We start from the raw sequence: 14891 nt of genomic DNA on the forward strand, positions 1-14891 counted from the left end.
CGAACGAAGGTCACCCGTATCAGGAGAGGGAAGGGCAATGACACCGGAACAGGCGAGCAAATTCTTCGACGAGCACAAGATCAAGTACATCCTGGCGCAATTCGTCGACATCCACGGCTCCGCGAAAGCCAAGGCGGTGCCGGTCGAGCACCTCAAGATGGTGCTGGGCGACGGCGCAGGATTCGCCGGCTTCGCGCTCTGGGGGTTCGGCATGGGTCCCCAGGGACCGGACTACATGGCCGTGGGCGATCTGGACAGCCTGCAGCCCATTCCCTGGATGCCTGGCTATGCCCGCATGTGCACGTGGGGGCACGTCAACGGCAAGCCCTATTCGTACGATTGCCGGACCGCGCTCAAGGTGCAGCTCGACAAGCTTGCCCAGAAAGGCATGACGCTCTACACCGGCATCGAACCGGAATTCATGCTCCTGAAGCGCGGCCCCGATGGTCGCGTGGTGCCCGCCGACGACACCGACACGCTCGAGAAGCCCTGTTACGACTACAAGGGCCTGGCACGCCAGTCGGAGTTCCTCGACCGTCTGGTGCAGAGCACTCGGGCGGTGGGAATCGACGTCTATCAGATCGACCACGAGGACGCGAACGGGCAGTTCGAGGTGAACTTCACCTACGGTGATGCCATGAGCTCGGCCGACCGGGTGATCTTCCTCAAGATGGCAGCGTCGGAGATCGCGCACCAGATGGGACTCATCGCGACCTTCATGCCCAAGCCTTTCTCCAACCGGACCGGCACCGGCGCGCACTTCCATCTGTCCATCGGCAACTTGCAGAAGAGCAATCTGTTCCACGACGATTCGGATCCGCGCGGGCTGGGCCTGTCGAAGATGGGGTACCAGTTCCTGGCCGGTCTGCTCAAGCATGCGCGCGGCCTGACGGCCCTTTGCGCTCCGACGGTCAACTCCTACAAGCGCCTGGTGGTGGGGCGCGCCCTGTCGGGCGCAACGTGGGCGCCGGCGTACATCACCTACGGCAACAACAACCGGACCTGCATGGTGCGGGTCCCCTATGGACGCCTCGAAATGCGTCTGCCCGATGGTGCGGTCAATCCGTATCTCGCCACGATCGCCATTCTCGCGGCGGGTCTCGACGGCATCGAACATGGCCTCGACCCGGGCGAACCGAACAACACCAATCTCTACGAGTGGAGCCCCGAGCAGCTCCGGGAAGCGGGCATCGGCGTGCTGCCTCAGAACCTGAACGAGTCGCTCGATGCGCTGGAGGCGGACACCGTCCTCACGGACGCGATCGGCAGCGATCTCGCGCAGGAATTCCTCAGGCTGAAGCGGATGGAGTGGGTGGAGTACCAGCGCCACGTCTCGGCGTGGGAAGTGGACCGGTACCTGGAATTCTTCTAGACCCGGGTTCCGGCGAAGCGCTCTTTCCGCGGCATCGCGCGTAGCGGGCGGACAAAGCGGCGGATGGGTTGGGCAGTGAAGGAAGCGTCGGCCGCCGGTGGCGGAGACCGATGACTCGATGCGCCGCGGCGGGGTGGGCAGGGCCGCGGAAGTGAAGCAAGGAGGTGACGGACGATGTGTGGAATCGTTGGATTGTTGATCAAGAACCCAGCGCTGCGCGGGCAGCTCGGCGCGTGGATGGTGCCCATGCTGGGCGAGATGGCCGCACGCGGTCCCGAATCGGCGGGCATGGCCGTGTTCACCCAGGCGCTTCCTTCCGGCCAGCGGAAGTACAGCCTGCATGCGCCGGCGTGGGATTACGACTGGGGCGCGTTCGAAGGCGAGTTCGTCAAGCGTTTCGGACCGGAAGCGGAACTGGGCGTGTGTGGCAATCACGCCATCCTCACCTGCGATGAGCCGCTCGACAAGGTGAAGCCCTGGGTCAAGGCGAGCCATCCGGCACTGCATCTCCTGTCGGCGGGGAAGACGATGGACATCTACAAGGACATCGGCCATCCCTCCACGGTGGCGGAACGCTACGGATTCTCGGCCCTGACGGGTACGCACCTCGTGGGACACACCCGCATGGCCACGGAGTCCGCCGTGACGCCTGACCGGGCGCATCCCTTCACGGCGGGCGAAGACTTCTGCCTGGTCCACAACGGGACCATCTCCAACCCCTTCATGATCCGCCGCCGGCTCGAGCACCACGGCATCGTGTTCGACACCGACAACGACACCGAGGCCGCGTGCCGCTATCTCGAGTGGCGGATGCAGGAGGGCGACGATCTCGAAACAGCGCTCACGCGCGGGTTCGAGGAACTGGACGGCTTCTATACCTTCCTCATCGGGACCGGGGACAAGCTGGCGCTCGTGCGCGATGCGTTCGCCTGCAAGCCCGCGGTGGTCGCCGAGACCGACGACTACGTTGCCATCGCCTCCGAATTCCGCGCGCTGGCACATCTTCCCGGTGTGGACAACGCCAGGCTGTTCGAACCCATGCCCGAGGAGCTGTACGTATGGAAAGTGTGATGCAGCATCAGCCGGTGGGAACCGAGGTGAAGGAGTTCGACCTCGAGCGGCAGAGCGTGCGGGACCTCAACCAGTTCCTGCATCACGGCCTGGAAGGAAGCGCGATCCGCAGCATCGAGATCGCCAATCCGGGCGGCAGGCACGCGATTGCCGCAGGTGTGAATCATCCGGTGGACATCGAGGTGCGCGGGCACGGCGGCTATTACCTGGCAGGCATGAACAAGCACGCGAACGTCACCGTGTACGGCAATGTGGGCTGGGGCGTCGCCGAGAACATGATGTCCGGTTCCGTGCGGGTGAAGGGTTTCGCCTCGGAGTCTGCGGGTGCGAGCGGACACGGCGGAACGCTGATCATCGAGGGCGATGCGAGCTTGCGATGCGGCATCTCGATGAAGGGGATCGACATCGTGGTCGGCGGCGATATCGGGAACTACTCGGCCTTCATGGCGCAGGCAGGCCACCTGCTCGTGTGCGGCGACGCGGGGCACGCGCTCGGCGATTCCATCTACGAGGCGGTGATCTACGTGCGCGGGCGGATCAAATCGCTGGGCGCCGATGCGCGCGAGGAGGCGATGACGGACGCCGACTACGCGAAAGTGGCGCAACTCCTGGGCAAGGCAGGTTTCGACCACAACCCCCGCGAGTTCAAGCGGGTCGCCTCGGCACGGCAGCTCTATCACTGGAATGCGGATGCCAATCAGGAGTACTAGACCCGATCCGAGAGGCGCGAAGCGCACGAATCTCCCCTCTCCTTCAGGCCGGGGCCCCGGAAGCGAGGGGGGGGGGGGGGAGGGACGGAGGGCGGTGTCCGGGGCGAAGCCCTCGAATCGCCCTCCTTCAGCCGGGGTGGAGTAGAGGGGCGGGGGTGAAGGTGGGTGTCGGGTGCACGGTCACCGGGATCATTTCTGATCGGGGAGCGCTTTGCGCACGATTGGACCAGGCAATCAAGGCAGGCGTGGCCTGCCGCAACGGAAGACGGAATGGACATGAACAAACCGGTTGACGAGCATCCGATGGTGGAACACCCACGGCACGTGTCGCTCGAGGAGAGCTGGGGCTACGACCGCAAGATCCTCGACTACATCCAGAACGCGGCTGCGCACGGGCTCTACGAGATCCGCGGCCTGGGCGCCAAGCGGTCCGTGCCGCACTTCGACGATCTGGTGTTCCTGGCCGGGTCTGCATCGCGCTATCCGCTGGAGGGCTACCGCGAGAAGTGCCACACGAAGACCGTGCTCGGGACCCGCTTCGCGAAGAAGCCGATCGAACTGGAGATTCCCATCACGTTCGCCGGCATGAGCTTCGGCTCGCTTTCGGCGCGCGTGAAGGAAGCGCTGGGCCGTGCCGCCACGGAATTGGGGACGTCGACCACCACAGGCGATGGCGGCATGACCTCGGAGGAACGCCAGTCGTCGAAGACGCTGGTCTACCAGTGTCTGCCGTCGCGCTACGGATTCAATCCCGATGACCTTCGGCGGGCGGACGCCATCGAGGTGGTGATCGGGCAGGGGGCCAAGCCGGGCGGCGGCGGGATGCTGCTGGGCCAGAAGATCAATCCGCGCGTGGCGTCCATGCGCACGCTGCCGGAAGGCATCGATCAGCGCTCCGCGTGCCGGCATCCGGACTGGACGGGGCCGGACGATCTCGCCATCAAGATCGAGGAACTGCGCGAGATCACCGACTGGGAAAAGCCGATCTACGTGAAGGTGGGGGCCACGCGGACCTACAACGACGTGAAGCTGGCCGTGCACTCGGGGGCGGATGTCATCGTGGTGGACGGCATGCAGGGCGGCACTGCGGCGACGCAGACGGTCTTCATCGAACACGTGGGCATTCCGACATTGGCGGCACTGCGCCAGGCCGTGGAGGCGCTCGAAGAGATGGACATGCGCGGCAAGGTGCAGCTCATCATTTCCGGCGGCATCCGGACCGGTGCCGACGTCGCGAAGGCGCTGGCGATGGGAGCTGACGCGGTGTCCATCGGCCAGGGCACGCTCATGGCCCTGGGGTGCAACAACGACACGTATTTCCAGAACGGCCACCACTGGGACGCATCGGCCGACTACGCCGCGCTCAACACGAAGGCCGGCTTCTGCCATCACTGCCACACGGGCAAGTGCCCCGTGGGCATCACCACGCAGGACGAGAAGCTGGAGCTTCGTCTCGAACCTGAAGTCGGCGCGCGGCACCTCAAGAACTACTTCAAGACCATGAACATGGAGCTGACGACGGTCGCGCGGGCCTGCGGCAAGTCGAACGTCCATCACCTCGAGCGCGAAGATCTGGTGGCTCTCACCATCGAGGCGGCTGCGATGGCCAAGGTTCCGCTGGCCGGCACTCAGTGGATCCCCGGCGTCAACGGATTCTGACGCCACGGATCGAGCGCCATGGCCGCCAGCATCATCGACGGACGGCTGCTCGCGCGCAAGCTGCGTGGTGAGCTCGGTGCGCGGGCGCAGCGGCTGATCCGCCAAGGCACCCCGCCGGGGTTGGCCGTGGTGCTGGTTGGCGACAATGCCGCGTCGCGCGTCTACGTGAACAACAAGGTCAAGGCGTGCGCGGAATGCGGGGTGCGATCCTTCCGGCACGAGCTGCCTGCGGATGTTTCGGAAGAGGAGGTCGTCGCGCTCGTCGAACGGCTCAATGCAGACCGCCACGTCCACGGCATTCTGGTCCAGCTTCCCTTGCCACGCGGCATCGATCTGCGGCGGGTTCTGGAGACCATTGCGGTGGACAAGGACGTGGACGGATTCCACCTGTACAACGTGGGTGGCCTCGTCGTCGGTGGGACGGTGTTTCCTCCCTGCACTCCCTACGGCGTGCAACTTCTGCTCGACGCGAGCGGCATCGAGGTGGAAGGCCGCAACGTGGTCGTCGTCGGCGCGAGCAACATCGTCGGCAAGCCGATGGCGCTGATGCTCCTGCAACGTGATGCGACCGTGACGGTCTGCCACGCGAAGACGCGCGACCTGGGACAGCACACCATTCTCGCGGACATACTGATCGTCGCGGCAGGTCAACCCGGGCTCATCGTGCCCCAGATGGTGAAACAGGGTGCGGTGGTCGTGGACGTGGGCATCAATCGCCTGCCGGATGGAAGGATCGTGGGGGACGTGGATTTCGAAGGTGTCGCCGCCAAGGCCTCATGGATCACGCCCGTGCCCGGCGGGGTCGGTCCCATGACCGTGACCATGCTGATCGCCAACACGATCAAGTCGGCGGAACTCGCCGCGGATGGGCAGCCGCAGCGATTGGCAGGAAAGGCAGATGCGCTGCGGCACGCCGCGGAGCCCGAGGATTCGATCGCCGTGGACGGTGGCTGATCCGGAGGAGCCCGCCGGGTGTCTCGTCGACGGCGAAGCCGGTGCAGGAAGAAGACGAAGGGGCGCCGGGCGGGTGACCGCATCCGTTCCGGTCCCGGTGCCGTGAAGAGGTAGCAGATGCCAGAGGATCCGAACAAGCCGCACGATCCGAACCGGTTGCTGGACAGGCATCTGGGCAATGTCGCCCGGGAACACCGTCAGCGCAATCACCTCACCATCGGCGAAGTGGCGGCGCAGATGGGCATCAGTTCGGGAATGCTGTCGAAGATCGAGAACGGACAGGCGTCCATGAGCCTGGAGACGCTCGGCCAGCTCGCCCGTGCGCTGGGCATCCCGGTCGGCAATCTCTTCCGCGACTACAACGTGCCGCAGGGAGGAGCGCGGCTGGTGAAGCGCGGCGAGGGGATGGAGATCGTCCGCGGCGGAACCAAGCGAGGCTACGTCTACAACCTGCTCGCCTACGACCAGGGGCCCCGCCGGCGATTCGAACCGTTCCTGGTGACCATGAACGACGACACGGAGATCTTTCCGTCGTTCGAACACCCCGGAACGGAATTCATCCACGTGCTGCGCGGCAAGCTCGACTATCGTTGCGGCCAGCGGATCTATTCCCTCGCACCGGGCGACTCGCTCACTTTCCGGGGCGAGGTCCCCCACGGGCCGGAACGGCTCGTGGAAGTCCCGGCCCAGATCCTGTCCATCATCGTGTACGGGGCGGAGGACATGCTCTGATCCGGCGCCCCCGGGGCGCCGCTGCCGCCGTCAGGTCGCGGGCAGTGCTTCTCTGCGCGCTGACTGAAACTGTGCGAGCTTGGCCTGTGCGGCCTGCTTTTCCTCGATGGACATCTGCTCCACGATAGGTTCGAGCGAGGCAAGCGCGTGGCCGGCGCCTTGCTGCGAGGCCAGCGTCAGCCAGACGAACGCCTCCACACGGTCCTTCTGCACGCCATCGTTGCCGCACAGAAGATAGCCGAGCCTCGCCTGGGAAGGAGTGTGGCCGAGTTCCGCGGCGCGCCGGTACCAGACCAGGGCCTCTGCCGGGTCCGCCTCGGCGCCGCGTCCCTTGGCAAGCAGGACCGCGAGGTTGAACATGGCATGGGCGTCTCCCTGTTCGGCCGCACGGCGCAGCCACGAGATGGCGGCACGATCGTCGCGATCCACCCCGCGGCCCAGTCCGTACATGGCACCCACGTTGTTCTGGGCCAGGCGGTTTCCCGCCTCGGCGGATCGCAGATACCAGCGAAAGGCCTCGTTCGCATCCGGCGTCACGCCCTGGCCGTTCTCGTAGAGACTTCCGATCCAGGCCTGTGCCTCGGCGTCTCCGGACTGCGCCAGAGGCATCCACAGATCCAGTGCGGCCTGGAATTCTCCGGCCTGATACTTCATGAAAGCGTGTTCCCGGTTCATCGGCATGGTCCTTGTGGCGGATTCCCGGACCCTTCAGAAGGGCCCGGAGTTGACCCCGGCATTGGATTCCCGGCCGGGCATGGTGAAGATCGGCTGCTCGACGTACCGGTGCCGTGCGACGAGCTTGGGGACGTACCAGCGGTGGAAGCGCCACTGCCAGGGATCGTCCTCGCGGGCCGGGGCGGACAAGGCATCCACCGCGTGCTTGTGCAGGAGTTCGGCGGTGGAGATCGATGCCGCGAGGCGCGACCTGCAGATGGCGATCCGGGAGGTGTCGTCGTCGAGCAGGGGCGACGTGACCCCGGCCCTGCGCACCTGGAAGAAGTCCGCGTGGACCATCGTTCTTTCCATGCCCACCGGTTGAGCGTGCGCCACGATCAGCATGTCGCCGATGGACCGCACCGAGATATTCGGAAAGCCGCCGACATGCGTTTCGTTCCCGCTGTCCAGGGGCGTGAGCCGTGCCTCGGCACGCGTGAACAGTTTCCAGTTGAACCTGCCTTCGGCGGTCGCGTGCTGCAGGTGGAGAAGACCGGTCTCCTGATAGCTCTCGAGTGCCGTGCCCAGATCCTCGAGTTGGTCTTCCAGCGGATCCGCATCCGATCGGAGGCATACGAAGGCAAGCGGCCCCACCTGCTTCACCGGGACCGGAACGAGTTTGGCCGGATTGATCCCGGCGAACATGTACATCTCCGGCACATCGCTGCCGTCGGCATTCGCGGGGACGACGTCCCGGTCCTTCGAGAACCCGCAGGACGTGTAGAAGCAGTCGGTCTTGTTGCCTGTCTGACACTGACGCGGCACGAAGCGGCAACCGCCGTGCTGGGCGAAATTGAACCAGGCGCGCAACGAGCCACGGGCGTCGCGCCGGAGATGGATGCCGTGGTTGCCCACCGTGAACGGGAGCAGATCGCCTGGATTGCCGATGCGTACCGGGGCGCCGACTGGAACCCACGAACGTGTCCAGATCTGCTCGTCCTCCAGCAAGGAGAAGGCGTGAGACCGGTACGCGAATGCGGGCAGCGAGGTGGCTTCGCCGAACGGAGCGAGAGCCAGGTGATACAGGGCGGCATCGGTGAGATCCTGGCCGCCGTCGGCATAGCCGAGCGTGGGTTGCCAATGCATGAACAGTCCTCCATGGACCGGGCGCCGGTCACAGGGCGCCTCGAAATGCGGACGGACGCCGAGAAGGGCGGGCGACCCCGGAAGACCGGGGCCGCCCTGGACTTCCTCAGATGCCGCGAGCCGTGCTCACCTTGTTTCCGGGACGGTCGTAGTCGGCGCGTCCGCGCGGGATGCAGGCATCCTTGGGCGGAGGCGGCAACGGGCCGTCCTTCATGAAACGGTCGAGCACGTTCTTCACCAGACGGGAGATGTTGTTCTTCGCCGGGTCGCCGTTGTTCCAGGGCAGGGAGCCGCAGAACGCGATGGAACTGAAGGCGAAGCATCCGCCGCCGTTGGGCGTCTCGTGGTACGCGATGTCCGAGCGCACCCGGGGGTGCTGCGTTCCGTCGAGGCCCTGCTGGTTGAAGCCGTAGTCTTCCATCACCAGCAGGTAGCCCTCCGTGTGCCGACCGGCGGAGGTGGCGACCACGAGCGTGTGAGGCGGAGAACCGAGCATGGTGTCGACGATGTCCAGCTCCGTTCCCGCCGCGCCGCCGCCGACCAGGCCGAAGTTGCCGAGTTTCTCGTCCTGTCCGATGCCGTCGAAGGCCCACGCCACGCGGGGGTCGTTGCTCTCCGGCGTGCGGGTGTAGTAGGTGGAGATGTCGAAGCCTTCGGACGACATGCCCGTGCCTGCCACCGTGTGAAGGTAACGGCCGCGGTACCGCCACATTCCGCCCAGCTCACCGGTCGACTGGTGGTAGTACTCGCCAGGATCGGCACGCCAGGTGCGGATGCCGGACTCGCAACGTCGCATCTCGGTGACGATGCCGCGGCCCAGATGATCGTAGGCCGGGTGATACGAATGGACCCAGTACCAGCCGTCCGCGCCCATGTACATGAGGCGTCCGCCCTGCTGCGTGTAGTTGTGGAGGGCATCCAGTTGAGGTCCGGAATTGTGCTCGGGGTGCGAACCCGTGATGACCACGTTGTAGCCCTTGAGGCGCGCCAGCCCGTCGTAGTTGACGTCCTCGTCCGTGATCACGTCGTAGTTGTAGCCATTCACCTCCAGCCAGTAGATGAGGTGCAGGTCCGCCGGGTACTGCCATGGGGCCTGCATGAGGAAGTGATCGTACTTGGGACGGATGCTGAGTATGGGCCGCAGGCGCGAGGAGAGGCACAGTCCGCTGCCGTCGGTGTGGGTGTCGTAGATCGAGCCGCCGTACTCGCGATGCTCCGACAGGAACATGTTCTGGTGCTGCATGATCGGCACGCGATAGACCAGTAGCTCGGCGCCGCCGGCATTGTTGGCCAGGTGCTCGTTCGCGTAGGCCATGTAGCTGATCGTGGGGATCATCACGGCGATCTTGGCCGTCTCCTGACCGACCCGGGGCACGACGAAGAAGGGGATGTAGTCCTCATCCCCGTCCGCGGTCGTGAGCTTGACCGCGTAGCACGCGCTCTTGAGGTCGGCCGGCACCTGCCACTCGAAGTCCACGTCCCAGCGGGCGTCGTCGATATCGTCATCGTGGAAGTGGATGGCCCCGTACTCGCCCGGGGCGTGCTTCCAGTCGAAGTTGTGACCGGACCAGTTGCAGCCCGTCATGGCGCGCGTGGGGCAGTTCACCAGCTTCGCGTGATTGAGGTAGGGCCCCTTGTCGGTCGCCATGATGGTGTTGATGCCGACGCCGAAATCCCAGGATCCCACCAGGCATTCCGAAAGCTTCGGCGTGGGACCGCTGCCGCGGCGTTCGTCCATGCCCGTCTGTCCGCCCAGCTTCATCGTCTCGATTTCCAGCCGGGTCAATGCGCGGTCGCACACACGGGGACTGTCGATCTTGCCGTTGTAGTGCCCGGCGATGACCATCCCCTTGGGAACGGAAGAGGCGGCCAACGGGCCGCCTGCTGCACTGCCCGTGTAGCCGGCGATGACCAGCGGAATTCCGCTGTGCTTGACCGGACCGGAGACCTTGGTGGTGACCGGAGTGATCTCGGGATCCAGGGCGTACGAGATCTGGGGTTCGTGATAGAGGACGGCCTCGCCGGTGTCGGCATTGAACGTCGCCGCGATGAAATGCCACGCGTGGTCACGCAGCGGAGAAGGGCCGGCGATCCTGACGTCGTTGATGCGCAGTTCCGGGCAGCCGTCCTCGTTGATGAAGAGGCCGTAGCCACCCTCGGCGGGGGACCATTTCGTGACCAGACCCTGGGCACCGTGCTTCCAGTACTTGGGGTGCGTCTTGGGCGTCGTGGGCCAGACCCAGCACTGGACCGTGAAGCTCTTCACGCGCAGCGACGGGTTGTCGAGAACATAGCCGTAGCTGCCGCTGTGGATGACCTGCTTCTTGCCGGGATACTCGCCATTGACCGACACGCTGATCGGCTTCTCGATGAAACCGGGACCGCGAGGATTGGTGTCGCCATTGATCATCTTCACGATCTCGGCGCGGTACTTGGAAGGTCCGTCGCAATTGACGTAGAACTTGATCTTGTCGCCGGGGTGGACGCTGAACTTGTCCGCGTACCCTGTGAGTCTCATCATGTTGTTCTCCTGGATGGGATGTGAGTGGTTGTCATCGTGAAGGGGGTCAGGTGGCCGTCCAGTTGTCGTCGCGCCGCTTCCAGCCCTCGTTGAAGTGCTCGGGCATGCCGTCGTGCTCGGCCATCTCGTCCAGGCGCATCAGGAAGATGGCGTGCTGCACTTCCTGCTCGTCGTCGAAGACCCGGTTGTCCACGAACTCCGGCGGCACGCCGCGCACACCGGCCAGGCGTCCGATGCGCCACTCCTTCTCGACCTTGGTGCAGATCACCACCAGCTTGTTCTTGGCCGGTTGCGCGCGCATGCGCAGCAGCACGCGGTTCAGCAGGAAATCTTCGTGGATGCCGCCGGAAATGTCGGTCGTGTCGCCTGGCGTGGCGCACTTCAGGATGGAGCAGCCGGCCACCCCCTTCATCGAGCGGATGCACTCCTCGTGCTCCTTCACCAGCCGGTCGTATTCCGGCGTTCCCTTCTTCGGAATGGAAATCATCTGAACCTCCTCGTTACGTGGTTGAGCAACAGCGAAAAATGCGGCAGAAGGCGCGGCGCATGGGAATTGGGGCGCTTGCCCGGATCGGGACGGGGGCGTTCATATCGTCAGGTGCTTGTGGATCATCTCGTCGGTGAGGTCGCCGATGGCGCCTTCCACGGCGATCGCGCCCTTGTCCATGACGGCGAACCGGTTCGCCGCGCGCTGCGCGAACTCCACGTTCTGTTCGATCAGGATCACGGTGAGCCCGAGCGACCGGTTGAGACGGATGACGAGGTCCTGGATCTGCTCGACGATGTTCGGCTGGATGCCTTCGGTCGGTTCATCGAGGATGAGCAGCTTGGGATCCGTCGCGAGCGCGCGGGCGATGGCGAGTTGCTGCGCCTGACCGCCCGACAGTGTTCCCGCGCGCTTGTCCAGGTTCTCCGCGAGATAGGGAAAGAGATCCAGGACGTTCGCCGGTATGCCGCGTCCGCCATCCGAACGGGCGAACGTGCCGAGAAGGATGTTCTCGCGCACGGTGAACTTCGGCAGGATTCCCCGGCCCTGGGGGATGTAACCGACGCCGTGAGCCGCGCGCTTGTGCGAGGGCCACTGGGCGATGTCGACGCCCTCGATGCGGATGCTTCCCGATATGCGGGTGGTGAGACCCAGAAGCGTGCGGGCCAGGGTGGTCTTGCCCACACCGTTGCGGCCGATCACGGCGAGCAGGTCTCCCTTCGCGAGGGCGAGGCTCAAGTCCTGGATGATCGGTGTCTTGCCGTAGTACGACGTCACGTGGGACAGCTCAAGCATGGCCGAGACCTCCCTGTCCGAGATAGACGCGCTTCACATCCTCGTTCTGCTCGATCTCGCGAATCGTTCCCTCGGCGAGGAACCGCCCCATGTGCATCACCGTCACGCGATCGGCGATCTGGCGGACGAACTCCATGTCGTGCTCCACCACCAGCAGCGTGTGCGTTCCCTTGAGCTCGTTGAAGATCTCGCCGGTCTTGTGCGTCTCCTGCGTGGTCATGCCGGCCGTCGGCTCGTCCATGAGCAGGATGCGGGCGTTCTGGGTGAGCACCATGCCGATCTCCAGCCATTGGGTCTCGCCGTGAGACAGTTCTTCCGCGCGCACCCGCAGACGTCCCGAGAGGTTCACGAGCTGGGCCACCTCTTCGATCCGCGTGCGCGTTTCCGCGTCGCGGTACACGAACATGTTGCGGATGGGGCTGAGGTGCCGCGTGAACGCCGCTTCCAGGTTCTGACGGACGGTGAGGCCCTTGAATACGGCGGGCACCTGGAACTTCCGTGCAAGCCCTGCCCGCACACGCAAGTGCTCGGGCCAGTCACTGATCACGGTCCCATCCAGTGCGATGACACCGCCGGTGAGCTGCTGGCGGCCGGTGATGAGGTCGATGGTGGTCGTCTTGCCGGCGCCGTTGGGGCCGAGCAGACAGCGCAGCTCACCGCGGTGCACTTTCAGGTCGAAGCCATCCACGACCTTGAGCTGGTCGTAGGCCTTGGTCACGCCTTGGAGTTCGAGCAGCGCCATCAGCGGCCTCCCGCAGACCGGCTGTGGCGCCCGACACGCTCCAGCACCAGCTCCAGCAGCCCCGCCAGACCCGATGGCAGGAAGCGGACGATCAGGATGAACAGGCCGCCCAGAACCAGCAGGAAGCCGTACAGAAGTTCATCGCCCAGGTAGCTCTGGATGCCGTTCACGAAGAACGCGCCGATGATCGCCCCCAGCAGCGACATGCGGCCGCCCACGGCCGCCCATATCACCATGGAGACACTGAAAGTCACCTCGAGCGAGGTGGGGGAGACGTACTGGACGATCATGACCCACAGCACACCGGCCAGCGCTGCGACGAATCAGGAAAGCGTGAAAACCGTCACCTGGTATCCGGACACGCTGTACCCGAGAAACCGTGCGCGCTCGGGGTCCTCGCGCACTGCCTGGACGATGAGACCGAACTTGCTCTGGAGCAGCAGCTTGAGCCCGAGCGTGGTCACGGCAAGGACGGCCAGTGCGACCCAGAACGCCTCGTTGCTGTAGGGATCGATGACGTGCTCGCCCAGCTTGAGCGGGCTCGGGGGCGAGATGCCGTTGAAGCCGGCCGTGTAGGGCTGCATGTCGAAAGCCATGGAGTACCACGCCGACAACATGGCAAGCGTCACGATGGCGACGAAGACGCCGGCCACCCGCGCCTGGAACATCAAGGCGCCGAAGATCAGGAAGAACACCGTGGGCACCAGGATTGCGAGGGCGATCCCCGTGGGCGTGTGCCAGAAAGGCTCCCACAGCATGGGCAGCTCGGACAGCTCGTTCGTGAGCATGAAGCTCGGAATCGGCGCGCTTTCCGGATCCTGCGACTGCATCTGCATGGTCATGCCCATGCCGTAGGCGGCGAGCCCGAAGGCGATGCCCTGGCCTAGGCTCAGGATGCCCCCGAATCCCCACACCAGGCTCACCGACAGCGCCAGCATGCCCAGCACGAGAAAGCGTGCCAGCAGGTTCACGGTGAAGGTGTCTTCCAGCATGAGCGGCACCGCCGCGAGCAGGAGGAAGAACGCCAGATAGGTGGCCCATTGGGCCCTGGTGTCATGGAAGAGGTTGCCCATTCATCGAGGCTCCATCGTGGTGTTGTGCGTGCGTTTCACGGAATTGCGGATGCGATGCGGTCAGCGCCTGGCGAGCGATTCGGCGAACAGCCCCTGCGGGCGGAAGCGAAGGAAGATCACCACCAGCAGGAAGAGCCAGAACTTGGCGAAGGTGCCGTTGGTGAAGTACGCGAACACGGAATAGATCTCGCCCAGACCGGTGGCGCTCACGAGGCTTCCCATCAAGGAACCCACTCCGCCCACGACCACCACCAGGAAAGCCTCGACGATGTAGCCGGCACCCATGTCCGGAAACACGTTCTTGATGGCGCCGAACATGGATCCAGCCAGGCCCGCCAGGCCCGCGCCGTACGCGAACGTCACGGTGAACACCGTTCCGGAATCGATGCCGTGAGCCGCGGCCATTTCCTTGTTCTGCATGACCGCGCGCACCATGAGGCCCATGCGTGTCCGCTGCATGAGCCACCAGGTCACCGCGAACGTGGCGATGGTCACGATGAAGATGAAGACGCGGAACCAGGACAGTTCGAAGACCCAGACCCGCAGAGAAGCGTTGAGCCAGTCGGGGCTGCTGACGTTCTTGGGTTCAGGACCCATGATGAGCCGCACGCCCTGGATGAGCACCAGGGACAGGCCCCAGGTGGCGAGCAGCGTGTCGAGCGGCCGCCGGTACAGGTAGCGTATGAGACCGCGCTCGATGCCCGCTCCGATCAGTCCGACGACGAGAAAGCAGCAGGGCACGCACAGGAGGAACGGCACGCCGACGAATGTTTCCAGGACGTAGGCGGTGTAGGCGCCCAGCATCACGAACTCGCCGTGCGCCATGTTGATGACGCCCATGGTGCCGTAGACGATGGCCAGACCCAGCGCGGCGATCAGCCATATGCTCGCCATGCTCAGTCCGATGAGCAGGGCGTTCATGAACGGCTCGAACGCAAAGGCCGTCCAGAAGTGATTCACACTCATAGAGGTGCT

Annotated in this window: 13 protein-coding genes and 1 pseudogene; 6 read left to right on the plus strand and 8 right to left on the minus strand. The window is 64.9% G+C overall.

What is annotated here, in order from left to right:
- Window positions 1–37 precede the first annotated feature (37 nt).
- The 6 genes from glnT (at window position 38) to IPK20_20330 (ending at window position 6498) form a co-directional block, all read left to right on the plus strand.
- Window positions 38–1372 carry a type III glutamate--ammonia ligase gene (gene glnT, locus IPK20_20305; protein MBK8018805.1) on the plus strand — a complete coding sequence of 445 codons (1335 nt, stop codon included), beginning with the start codon at window positions 38–40 and terminating at the stop codon, window positions 1370–1372.
- 174 nt (window positions 1373–1546) lie between these two features.
- Window positions 1547–2443, plus strand: coding sequence for an amidophosphoribosyltransferase (locus IPK20_20310; protein MBK8018806.1), 897 nt, complete (start codon window positions 1547–1549; stop codon window positions 2441–2443).
- Window positions 2443–3153 (plus strand): protein glxC, encoded by a 711-nt coding sequence (locus IPK20_20315; protein ID MBK8018807.1) that lies wholly within the window; start codon window positions 2443–2445, stop codon window positions 3151–3153. Before IPK20_20310 ends, IPK20_20315 begins: the two co-directional genes overlap by 1 nt.
- A gap of 270 nt (window positions 3154–3423) precedes the next feature.
- A complete protein-coding gene (locus IPK20_20320; GenBank protein ID MBK8018808.1) occupies window positions 3424–4812 on the plus strand; it encodes an FMN-binding glutamate synthase family protein in 1389 nt (462 codons plus the stop codon).
- Window positions 4813–4830: 18 nt separating this feature from the next.
- Complete coding sequence (folD, locus tag IPK20_20325) at window positions 4831–5766, plus strand: bifunctional methylenetetrahydrofolate dehydrogenase/methenyltetrahydrofolate cyclohydrolase FolD (protein MBK8018809.1); 936 nt, start codon at window positions 4831–4833, stop codon at window positions 5764–5766.
- 117 nt (window positions 5767–5883) lie between these two features.
- Complete coding sequence (locus IPK20_20330) at window positions 5884–6498, plus strand: helix-turn-helix transcriptional regulator (GenBank protein ID MBK8018810.1); 615 nt, start codon at window positions 5884–5886, stop codon at window positions 6496–6498.
- Between the two features lie 30 nt (window positions 6499–6528).
- Here IPK20_20330 and IPK20_20335 read toward each other — a convergent pair whose 3' ends face one another.
- The 8 genes and pseudogenes from IPK20_20335 to urtB all read right to left on the minus strand — a co-directional run bounded on the left by IPK20_20335 (window position 6529) and on the right by urtB (window position 14882).
- Window positions 6529–7179, minus strand: coding sequence for a sel1 repeat family protein (locus IPK20_20335; protein ID MBK8018811.1), 651 nt, complete (start codon window positions 7177–7179; stop codon window positions 6529–6531).
- A gap of 27 nt (window positions 7180–7206) precedes the next feature.
- Window positions 7207–8298 carry a hypothetical protein gene (locus tag IPK20_20340; GenBank protein MBK8018812.1) on the minus strand — a complete coding sequence of 364 codons (1092 nt, stop codon included), beginning with the start codon at window positions 8296–8298 and terminating at the stop codon, window positions 7207–7209.
- Between the two features lie 106 nt (window positions 8299–8404).
- Complete coding sequence (locus IPK20_20345) at window positions 8405–10816, minus strand: LamG domain-containing protein (GenBank protein MBK8018813.1); 2412 nt, start codon at window positions 10814–10816, stop codon at window positions 8405–8407.
- Between the two features lie 49 nt (window positions 10817–10865).
- Entirely contained in the window at window positions 10866–11306 is a 441-nt protein-coding gene (locus IPK20_20350; protein MBK8018814.1) for a N,N-dimethylformamidase, small subunit, read from the minus strand.
- Between the two features lie 99 nt (window positions 11307–11405).
- Complete coding sequence (gene urtE / locus IPK20_20355; protein MBK8018815.1) at window positions 11406–12101, minus strand: urea ABC transporter ATP-binding subunit UrtE; 696 nt, start codon at window positions 12099–12101, stop codon at window positions 11406–11408.
- Window positions 12094–12843, minus strand: coding sequence for an ATP-binding cassette domain-containing protein (locus IPK20_20360; GenBank protein ID MBK8018816.1), 750 nt, complete (start codon window positions 12841–12843; stop codon window positions 12094–12096). Before IPK20_20360 ends, urtE begins: the two co-directional genes overlap by 8 nt.
- Window positions 12843–13916, minus strand: a pseudogene (gene urtC, locus IPK20_20365) (urea ABC transporter permease subunit UrtC). The gene IPK20_20360 and the pseudogene urtC overlap by 1 nt, the downstream one beginning before the upstream one ends.
- Window positions 13917–13976: 60 nt before the next feature.
- Window positions 13977–14882, minus strand: coding sequence for an urea ABC transporter permease subunit UrtB (urtB, locus tag IPK20_20370; GenBank protein MBK8018817.1), 906 nt, complete (start codon window positions 14880–14882; stop codon window positions 13977–13979).
- Between the last annotated feature and the right edge of the window lie 9 nt (window positions 14883–14891).

It is taken from the genome of Betaproteobacteria bacterium (genome assembly GCA_016713305.1).
Lineage (GTDB): Bacteria > Pseudomonadota > Gammaproteobacteria > Burkholderiales.

Excerpts from the sequence above, each read along its gene's own strand:
- IPK20_20340 (MBK8018812.1), bottom strand. The coding sequence starts at position 8,298 with ATGCATTGGCAACCCACGCTCGGCTATGCCGACGGCGGCCAGGATCTC.
- urtB (MBK8018817.1), bottom strand. The coding sequence starts at position 14,882 with ATGAGTGTGAATCACTTCTGGACGGCCTTTGCGTTCGAGCCGTTCATG.
- IPK20_20315 (MBK8018807.1), top strand. The coding sequence starts at position 2,443 with ATGCAGCATCAGCCGGTGGGAACCGAGGTGAAGGAGTTCGACCTCGAG.
- IPK20_20320 (MBK8018808.1), top strand. The coding sequence starts at position 3,424 with ATGGACATGAACAAACCGGTTGACGAGCATCCGATGGTGGAACACCCA.
- folD (MBK8018809.1), top strand. The coding sequence starts at position 4,831 with ATGGCCGCCAGCATCATCGACGGACGGCTGCTCGCGCGCAAGCTGCGT.
- IPK20_20360 (MBK8018816.1), bottom strand. The coding sequence starts at position 12,843 with ATGGCGCTGCTCGAACTCCAAGGCGTGACCAAGGCCTACGACCAGCTC.
- urtE (MBK8018815.1), bottom strand. The coding sequence starts at position 12,101 with ATGCTTGAGCTGTCCCACGTGACGTCGTACTACGGCAAGACACCGATC.
- IPK20_20335 (MBK8018811.1), bottom strand. The coding sequence starts at position 7,179 with ATGCCGATGAACCGGGAACACGCTTTCATGAAGTATCAGGCCGGAGAA.
- IPK20_20330 (MBK8018810.1), top strand. The coding sequence starts at position 5,884 with ATGCCAGAGGATCCGAACAAGCCGCACGATCCGAACCGGTTGCTGGAC.
- IPK20_20310 (MBK8018806.1), top strand. The coding sequence starts at position 1,547 with ATGTGTGGAATCGTTGGATTGTTGATCAAGAACCCAGCGCTGCGCGGG.
- IPK20_20345 (MBK8018813.1), bottom strand. The coding sequence starts at position 10,816 with ATGAGACTCACAGGGTACGCGGACAAGTTCAGCGTCCACCCCGGCGAC.
- IPK20_20350 (MBK8018814.1), bottom strand. The coding sequence starts at position 11,306 with ATGATTTCCATTCCGAAGAAGGGAACGCCGGAATACGACCGGCTGGTG.
- glnT (MBK8018805.1), top strand. The coding sequence starts at position 38 with ATGACACCGGAACAGGCGAGCAAATTCTTCGACGAGCACAAGATCAAG.